An 8,947-nucleotide genomic window follows, 5' to 3' on the forward strand; every position below is an offset into this window, starting at 1 on the left:
GACCATGCGCGTTCTGTTCGCGGTCAACCCGGAGAAGAGCACGTTCCTGTACCTGGTGCCGATGGCGTGGGCGCTGCGCACCGCCGGGCACGAGGTGCGGGTGGCGAGCCAGCCCGGGTTCGCCGACGTCATCACCCAGGCCGGGCTCACCGCCGTGCCGGTCGGGCGGGACGTCGACAAGTGGCGCGGCACCCGGCCCGAGCTGCTGGAGCAGTCACGCGCCGGGCTGCCGTCGCCCTGGGACGTCCTCGACGGAAACGAGGACGACCTCGTCGAGAAGCAGGAGCACGCGGTCGCGTCGATCCACCGGCCGGACAACGTGCCGATGCTGGCCGGGCTCGTCAAGTTCGCGCAGGCCTGGCAACCGGACCTGGTGATCTGGGAGCCGTTCTGCCTCGCCGGGCCGATCGCGGCCAAGGCGTGCGGCGCGGCGCACGCGCGGATGCTGTTCAGCGTCGACGTCTTCGGTCTGACCCGCGAACACTTCCTGCGCGCGAAGCAGGACGAAGACCCGCTGGCCGACTGGCTCGGCGCGTACGGCCGCAAGTACGGCTTCGCCTTCACCGAGGACATGACCACCGGGCACTTCACGATCGACCAGTTCCCGGCGAGCCTGCAGGAGCACGCCGACCTCGACTACGTGCGCACGCAGTACGTCCCCTACGGCGGCCCGGCGGTGATCCCCGACTGGCTCAAGCGGCCGCCGGAACGCCCACGCGTCGGCCTCACCCTCGGCCTGACCGCGACGGAGATCTTCACCGGCTACACCGTCCCGCTGCGGGACGTCCTCACCGAACTGTCCACTTTGGACGTCGAGGTGGTCGCGACCGTCGCCGAGGCCGAGCAGGAGAAGCTCGGGACGCTGCCGGACAACGTCCGCGTCGTGTCCTACGTCCCGTGGCACGCGCTGGTGCCGACCTGCGCGGCGATCGTGCACCACGCGGGCGCGGCGACGCTGCTCACGACGTCGCGCTACCCGGTGCCGCAGCTGGCCGTGCACTACCACTTCGACCAGCCGATCCTCGGCCGCAAGCTCGCCGAACACGGCGCCGGGCTGGCCATGCACACCACCGAGGCGACCGGCGAGACCGTCCGCGCCGCCGTGCAGCGGCTGCTCACCGAGCCGGAGTTCCGCCGCCGGGCCGTCGCGTTGCGCGGCGAAGTCCTCTCCGCCCCCAGCCCGAACGACCTGGTGCCGCGGCTCGAAGAGCTGACTGCCCGGCACCGCACCCGCTTGTAGAAAGCACAGGAGACGACGACCATGCGCGTTCTGTTCACCGACACCCCCGAGCCGACGACGTTCATGCCGATGGCCCCGCTGGCCTGGGCGTTGCGCACGGCCGGGCACGAGGTCCGCTTCGCCGCGGCGCCCCACTTCGCCGAGACGATCACCCAGGCCGGGCTGACGGCCGTCCCGGTCGGCCGGGACGTCGACCTGTACCGCCGTCTCGACGCCGTGATGGGCGCCCTCGAGCACAACGCGGAGCTGAAGGCCGAATTCGAGGGCGTCTCCGACGAAGACGCCCTGGAACTGCTGAAGCTCGAGTCCGGCATGCCCGCGCCCTACGACGTCGCCGAGTACCCCGAGCGCGCCGACTGGGAGAAGATGCTGCCGGCCTACGCGGGCGCAGTGTGGACCGACCACAAACCCGAGAACTTCCCGCTGATCGCCGGGCTCGTCGAGTTCGCCCGCGCCTGGGAGCCGGACCTCGTGCTGTGGGAGCCGTCGACCTACGCGGGCGCGATCGCGGCGAAGGCCTGCGGCGCGGCGCACGGCCGGCTCCTGGGCCGGCTCGACGCGTTCGGCGTCACCCGCTCGCACTATGTGAAACTCCTGGCGCAGCAGCCGGAAGACCAGCGCTACGACCCGTTCGCCGACTGGTACGAGGGTTACTGCGAGCGCTACGGCTTCGAGTTCGGCGAGGACATGGTCACCGGCCAGTTCTCCGTCGACCAGTTCCCCGGTTCGCTGCGGATGGCCGCCGACGACGTCGACTACGTGCCGATGCAGCACGTTCCCTACGGCGGCCCGGCGTCGGTGCCGCACTGGCTGTGGGCGGCCCCGACGCGCCCGCGCGTCGCGCTCACCCTGGGCAGCACGGCCGCCATCCGCTTCGACGGTTACACCGTGGACGTCCAGGACGTCCTCACCGCGCTCGGTGATCTCGACATCGAGGTGATCGCCACGGTCGCCGACAACGTCCGCGGCCGGCTCACCGCCGTGCCGCGCAACACCCGGATCGTGCCGTACGCCCCGCTGCACGCCCTCGCGCCGACCTGCGACGTCGTGATCAACCACGCCGGCGCGGGCACCTACCTGGCCGTCGCGCTGCACGGCGTCCCGCAGCTGACCCTGCCGTGGGACCTCGACGAGCCGGAGCTGGCCCGCCGCGCCACCGCGCACGGCTCGGCGCTGATGATCCGCGGCGACCACGCGACCGGCAAGGACGTCGCCGACGGCGTCGCCCGGCTGCTCGCCGAGCCGCGGTTCCGCGCGCGGGCCGTCGACCTGCAGCAGGAGATGCTCGCGCTGCCCTCGCCCAACGACGTCGCCGGGCAGCTGGAAGAGCTGACCGTGAAGTTCCGGACGCGCTGATGAAGATCCTGTTCACCGTCATCGCCGAGCGGACCATCTTCTGCTCGATGGTCCCGCTGGCCTGGGCGCTGCGGACGGCCGGCCACGAGGTGCGCGTCGCCTGCCAGCCGGCGTTCGCCGACGTGGTGACGCAGGCCGGGCTCACCGCCGTCCCGGTCGGGCGCGACGCGACGATCTGGCGGATGGAGAGCCTCGACCCGGCCCTGCTGGAGCAGGCACGAGCCGGCCTGCCGAGCCCGTGGCGGGTGGTCGAGGACCCGGCCAACGCGGACTGGGAAGACCTGCGCGAGGGCCACCGCATCGCCGTCGACGAGGGCCACAAGCTGGAGAACTTCCCGCTGATCGGCGGCCTCGCCGAGTTCGCCCGGGCGTGGGAGCCCGACCTGGTGATCTGGGAGCCGCTGACCTACGCGGGCCCGATCGCCGCGAAGGCGTGCGGCGCGGCGCACGCCCGGCTGCTCTGGAGCCTCGACGTCTTCGGTGCGACCCGCGAGATCTACCGGCGGACGGCGAACGGCGCCCCCGAGGACCCGCTCGCGGACTGGCTCGGCGGTTACGGCCGCAAGTACGGCTTCGAGTTCACCGAGGACATGACGACCGGGCAGTTCAGCATCGACCAGGTGCCGCCGTCGATCGGCCTGCGTGCGAGCAACCTCGACTACCGGCCGATGCAGTACGTCCCCTACGGCGGCCCGGCCGCCACCCCGGACTGGCTGCCCACCCAGCGCCCGCGCATCGGCCTCACCCTGGGCACCACCGCGACCGAGCAGTTCGGCGGCTACGTCGTCGATGTCGCGGACACCCTGACCGAGCTGTCCACTTTGGACGTCGAGGTGGTGGCGACGGTCAAGGATCCCGCGTTCCCGATCCCGGACAACGCGCGCGTGGTGCCCTTCGTCCCCCTGGACGCGCTGGCCCCGACCTGCGACGTCGTCATCGACCACGCCGGGCCGGGCACGTTCCTGACCGTGGCCCGCCACGGCGTCCCGCAGCTGACGGTCCCCTGGGACTTCGACGAGCCCGAGCTGGCCCGCCGCGCGGCCGCGCAGGGCGGGTCGCTGACCATCCGCGGCGACCGGGCGACCGGCGTCCGGATCCGCGAGGGCGTCGAACGGCTGCTGGCCGAACCCTCGTTCAAGGCCCGCGCCGCAGACCTGCGGGACGAGCTGCGCGGCCTGCCGTCCCCCAACGACGTCGCCGAGGAGATCGAAGCCCTCGTCGAGAAGAACCGGTGAGGCCGATGCGCGTCCTGTTCGCCACCTACCCCGAGTCCACGGTCTTCCAGCCGATGGTGCCCTTGGCCTGGGCGTTGCGCACGGCCGGGCACGAGGTCCGCGTCGCCGCGCCCCCGGTTTTCGCCGACACGATCACCGCGGCCGGGCTCACCGCGGTGCCCGTCGGGCGGGAGCGCACGAACACCTGGCGGCGGCTGCTGTCCCTGGATCCCGCCGAAGCCGAGGCGGACCGGGCGGGCCTGCCGTCGCCGTACGACGCCGCTTTGCGGCCGGTGGGCGCCGAGGAGATGCGGGCCGGGTACGCGCGGATGATCGAGCACGGCCACAAGCTGAACAACTTCGCGCTCGTCCCCGGGCTCGTCGAGTTCGCCCGCGCCTGGCAGCCGGACCTGGTGATCTGGGAGGCCACGACGTACGCGGGCGCGATCGCGGCGAAGGCGTGCGGCGCGGCCCACGCGCGGTTCCTGTGGAGCCTCGACGTCTTCGGCGTGACGCGCGAACGGTTCCTCGCCCTCGCCCCGGAGTCCGATCCTCTCAAGGACTGGCTCGGCGGGTACGCCCGCAAGTACGGCTTCGACTTCGACGAAGACCTGATCACCGGCGAGTTCACGATCGACGCGCTGCCCGCGTCCCTGCGCCTCGACGCCGACCTCGACTACCGCTCGATGCAGTACGTCCCCTACAACGGCCCGTCGACGGTCCCGGACTGGCTGCAACGCCCCCGCGACCGCCCGCGCATCGGCCTCACGCTCGGGACGTCGGCCACCGAGCAGTTCGCGGGTTACACCGTGAGCGTCAAGGACATCCTGGCCGAGTTGTCCACTGTGGACGCCGAGGTGGTCGCCACCGTCGGCGAAGACCTGGGCCCGGTCGACGCCCGGGTGGTCCCCTTCGTGCCACTCGACGTCCTCACCCCGACCTGCGACGTCGTCATCAACCACGCCGGACCGGGGACCTTCCTGACCGTCGCCCGGCACGGCGTCCCGCAGCTGACCGTGCCCTGGACGTTCGACGAGCCCGCGCTCGCCGGCCGCGCGGCCGACCAGGGCGGCTCGCTCACCTTGCCCGGCGACCAGGCCACCCCCGCGGCCGTCCGGGAGCACGTCGTGCGGCTGCTGTCCGAACCGGAGTTCCGCGAGCGCGCCGCCGCGCTGCGCAAGGAGATCCGGGCTCTGCCCACGCCCAACGAACTCGCCCACGAACTCGCCCGCTGAGGAGCACCATGCGCATCCTGTTCACCACCGCCAACCAGGGCAGCATGTTCCAGCCGATGGTGCCGCTGGCCTGGGCCCTGCGCACGGCCGGGCACGAGGTCGTCGTCGCCACGCAGCCCGACTTCGTCGAGGAGGTGACACAAGCCGGGCTGACCGCCGTCCCGGCCGGCCGCCAGGTCGACCCGCGCCGGCTGCTCGTGGCCATGCAGGTCACCGAGGACATGCTCGAAGAGGCCCGCGAGGGCCTGCACCCGCCGTACGACGCCGTCGAAGACCCGTCGAGCGCCGACTGGGAGAGCATGCTCACCGGGTACGTCGACGACGTCGAGCGCTGCCGCTACGAGATCTTCTCGATGATCGGCGGCCTGGTCGAGTTCGCCCGGTCCTGGCAGCCGGACCTGGTGATCTGGGAGCCGTTCACCTACGCGGGCGCGATCGCGGCCAAGGCGTGTGGCGCGGCGCACGCGCGGCTCCTGTTCGGCGCCGACGTCTACGGCCGCGCCCGCGAGATCTTCCGCGGCTTCGGCCAGACCGAGGACCCCCTCGCGAAGTGGTTCGCCTCCTACGGCCGCAAGTACGGCTTCGACTTCACCGAAGACCTGATCACCGGCGACTTCACGATCGACCCGATGCCGGCGAGCCTGCAGTGCGAAGCCGACCTCAACTACCTGCACATGCGCAACGTCCCGTACGGCGGCGTCGCGATCGCGCCGTGGTGGCTGGAGATCAAGCCCGAGAAGCCGCGCGTCGCGCTCACCATGGGCCTCACCGCGACCGGGCACTTCGCCGGGTACACGATCGACATCCAGGACGTCCTCGACGCGCTCGCCGACCTCGACGTCGAGCTGTACGCGACGGTGCCGGAGGACGAGCAGGAGAAGCTGCGCAGCATCCCGGAGAACGCGCTGCTGATGCCGTACATCCCGCTGCACGCGCTCGCGTCGACGTGCTCGGTGGCGATCAACCACGCCGGCGTCGGCACGCTCTCGACGTTCGCGCTGCACGGCGTCCCGCAGCTGACCCTGCCGTACCACTTCGACGAGCCGCTGATCGGCCGCCGGTTCGCCGCGACCGGCGCCGGGCTGAACATGCACGGCATCCCGATCGACGCGGACACGATCCGCACGAACGTGCTGCGGCTGCTGGAAGAGCCGTCGTTCACCGAGGGGGCGGCGCGGCTGCGCGACGAGATGCACGCGCTGCCGACGCCGAACCAGCTGGTCGGCGAGCTGGAAGCATTGACCGTCAAGCACCGCGGCGGTGCCTCGTGAAGGTCCTGGTCTGCGCGTTGCCGCAGCTGACACACTTCTACGCGACGGTCCCGCTCGCCTGGGCACTGCGCACGGCCGGGCACGAGGTCCGGTACGCGACCTCGCCCGGCTTCGCCGAAGCCGTCACCGACGCCGGGCTCACCGCCGTCCCGGTCGGACCCCTTGACGCCGAGGACGACGAGGAGATCGCCGAGGAGGCCCCCGCCGGGCTGCCCGCGCCGTACGACCTGGCGGAAACGCCGGCGGACTGGACCGACGGGCACGCCGAGGCGTTCGACGCGATGGTCACCTACGCCTTCGGCGAGTTCAACGCGCCGATCCTCGACGACGTCGTCGCGTTCGCCCGGTCCTGGCAGCCGGACCTGGTGCTGTGGGAGCCGTTCACCTACGCGGGCGCGTTCGCCGCGGCGGCCTGCGGCGCGGCGCACGGCCGGGTGCTGTTCGGCACGGACTTCCTGGGCGTCACGCACGAGTGGATCCACACGCACGTGCCGGACGACCGGCTCACCGCGTGGCTCCGCACCACTGCCGCTTCGCTGGGTATCCCCTACACCGATGACCTGCGGTCCGGGCACTTCACCGTCGACCAGCTGCCGTCGCCGCTGCGGCTGGCTTCGCCGGAGCTGGAATACGTCCCGGCGCGGTACGTCGCCTACGGTGGCCCGGCGGAAGTCCCGGCCTGGCTGCGGGAAACGCCGTCACGGCCCCGGATCGCGCTCACCTTGGGCACCTCGGCGACGCTCGAGTACGGCGGCTACAGCGTGCAGGTGCCCGACCTGCTCGCCGCATTGTCCACAATGGACGTCGAGGTGGTGGCGACGGTCGACGGGCCGGTGCCGGACAACGTGCGGGCGGTGCCGTACGTGCCGCTCGACGCCCTGGCCCCGACGTGCGCGGCGGCGATCCACCACGGCGGGTTCGGCACGATGCTGACGTTCGCCCGCCACGGCGTCCCCCAGCTGACCCTGCCGCACGACTTCGACGCGCCGCTGCTCGGCCGCAAGCTCGCCGCCCGAGGCGCCGGCCTGACGGTAACCCCGGCGCAGGCCAGCGGCCGGCGGATCCGGTGGAGCGTCGAACAGCTGCTGCGCAACGACGGTATCCAGGCCGCCGCGGCCGGGCTGGCCGGGGAGATCGCCGCGATGCCGAGCCCCAACGCCGTCGTCGCGCGGCTCGAGGAACTGACCACGAAACACCGCGGAGGCCGGCCGTGAAGGTCCTGTGCTGCGTCCTGCCCCAGCTGACGCACTTCTACGCGCTGGCGCCGCTCGCGTGGGCGCTGCGCACCGCCGGGCACGAGGTCCGGGTGGCGAGCACGCCGGGGTTCACCGACGCGATCACCCGCGCCGGCCTCACCGCCGTCCCGCTCGGCCACGACCCGGAACCCGACCCCGAGGACGACACGCCGGAGGCGCAGGAGGCGCGCGACGCGCTGCGGCGCGGCTTGCCGAAGCCGTACGACCTCGCGGAGTTCACGCCGTCGCCGGCCGATTGGACCGAGGAGCGCGCCGAGGCGTTCGAGATGATGGTGACGTACGCGTTCGGCGAGGACAACGAGCCACTGCTGGACGGCGCGGTCGAGTTCGCCCGCGCGTGGCGGCCGGACCTGGTGCTGTGGGAGCCGTTCACCTACAGCGGCGCCCTCGCGGCCCACGCGTGCGGCGCCGCGCACGGCCGGGTGCTGTTCGGCACGGACTTCCTGGGCGTCACGCACGACTGGATCCGTCGTTTCACCGCCACCGACCGCCTCACCGAATGGCTCACCGAAACCGCGTCCCGCCACGGCCTCCCGTACGAGGATCACTTGCGTGCCGGGCACTTCACCCTCGACCCGCTCCCGCCGAGCCTCGCCGTCTCCTTGGACGCGCTCCCGGTCCGCTACACGCCGTACGGCGGCGCGGCGGTGGTCCCGCCCTGGGTGACCCAGCCGCTCGACCGGCCGCGAGTGGCCCTGACGCTGGGCACCTCGGCGACGGAGTACTCGGGCTACACGGTGAACGTCCGCGACATCCTGGCCACTCTGTCCACAATGGACGTCGAGGTGGTGGCGACGATCGCCGACCCCGAGTCGCTGGGCCCGATCCCGTCGAACGCGCGAGTGGTCCCGTACGTCCCCTTGGACGCCCTGGCGGCGACGTGTACGGCGGCCATCCACCACGGCGGTTTCGGCACCCTGGCGACGTTCTCCCGCCACGGCGTCCCCCAGCTGACCCTCCCGTACGACTTCGACGCACCCCTGCTGGCCCGCAAGCTGGAGGAGCAGGGCGCGGGCCTCACGGTCCACTCGGACGACGCCACCGGCCCAGCCGTCCACGACGCACTCCGACGGCTCCTCACCGAACCGACCTTCCGCACCCGAGCTCAGGCGCTACGCGCCGAAATCGAAGCCCAGCCGGGCCCGAACGACCTCGTCGCCCAGCTGAAGCAGCTCACCCGCAAACACCAGCTCACCTGACCCCGGAAAGCCGTGAATGTCGCATTGAGGGACTCTAAGGGGGCAGTTCAGAATGAGTCGGCGTGTCGTCTTGCCTGACAAGCAGAGCTTTCCAGAATGTTGGTATGCGTGAGGAGGTCCTGACCGATCAGCTGTGGGAGCGGCTGGAACCGCTGCTTCCGGTGCACCCAAGGCGT

Annotated in this window: 7 protein-coding genes; all 7 read left to right on the plus strand. The window is 72.0% G+C overall.

The window, feature by feature from the left end:
• Positions 1-4 precede the first annotated feature (4 nt).
• The 7 genes from ACGFMK_RS13985 to ACGFMK_RS14015 are packed head-to-tail and all read left to right on the plus strand — an operon-like array spanning position 5 to position 8,771.
• Positions 5-1,240 carry an activator-dependent family glycosyltransferase gene (locus tag ACGFMK_RS13985; RefSeq protein WP_392761950.1) on the plus strand — a complete coding sequence of 412 codons (1,236 nt, stop codon included), beginning with the start codon at positions 5-7 and terminating at the stop codon, positions 1,238-1,240.
• Positions 1,241-1,261: 21 nt separating this feature from the next.
• Entirely contained in the window at positions 1,262-2,596 is a 1,335-nt protein-coding gene (locus tag ACGFMK_RS13990; protein WP_392761953.1) for an activator-dependent family glycosyltransferase, read from the plus strand.
• Positions 2,596-3,831, plus strand: coding sequence for a nucleotide disphospho-sugar-binding domain-containing protein (locus ACGFMK_RS13995; protein ID WP_392761956.1), 1,236 nt, complete (start codon positions 2,596-2,598; stop codon positions 3,829-3,831). The genes ACGFMK_RS13990 and ACGFMK_RS13995 overlap by 1 nt, the downstream gene beginning before the upstream one ends.
• Before the next feature lie 5 nt (positions 3,832-3,836).
• A complete protein-coding gene (locus ACGFMK_RS14000) occupies positions 3,837-5,045 on the plus strand; it encodes a nucleotide disphospho-sugar-binding domain-containing protein (protein ID WP_392761959.1) in 1,209 nt (402 codons plus the stop codon).
• An 8-nt stretch (positions 5,046-5,053) separates the two neighbouring features.
• Positions 5,054-6,316, plus strand: coding sequence for an activator-dependent family glycosyltransferase (locus tag ACGFMK_RS14005; RefSeq protein WP_392761962.1), 1,263 nt, complete (start codon positions 5,054-5,056; stop codon positions 6,314-6,316).
• On the plus strand, positions 6,313-7,530 hold the full coding sequence (locus ACGFMK_RS14010; RefSeq protein ID WP_392761964.1) for a nucleotide disphospho-sugar-binding domain-containing protein: 1,218 nt from the start codon (positions 6,313-6,315) through the stop codon (positions 7,528-7,530). Before ACGFMK_RS14005 ends, ACGFMK_RS14010 begins: the two co-directional genes overlap by 4 nt.
• The gene (locus ACGFMK_RS14015) at positions 7,527-8,771 is read left to right on the plus strand and encodes a nucleotide disphospho-sugar-binding domain-containing protein (protein WP_392761967.1); all 1,245 of its coding nucleotides are present in this window, start codon (positions 7,527-7,529) and stop codon (positions 8,769-8,771) included. The genes ACGFMK_RS14010 and ACGFMK_RS14015 overlap by 4 nt, the downstream gene beginning before the upstream one ends.
• The last annotated feature ends 176 nt before the right edge of the window (positions 8,772-8,947 follow it).

The sequence above is a fragment of the Amycolatopsis sp. NPDC049252 genome (genome assembly GCF_043197175.1).
GTDB lineage: Bacteria > Actinomycetota > Actinomycetes > Mycobacteriales > Pseudonocardiaceae > Amycolatopsis.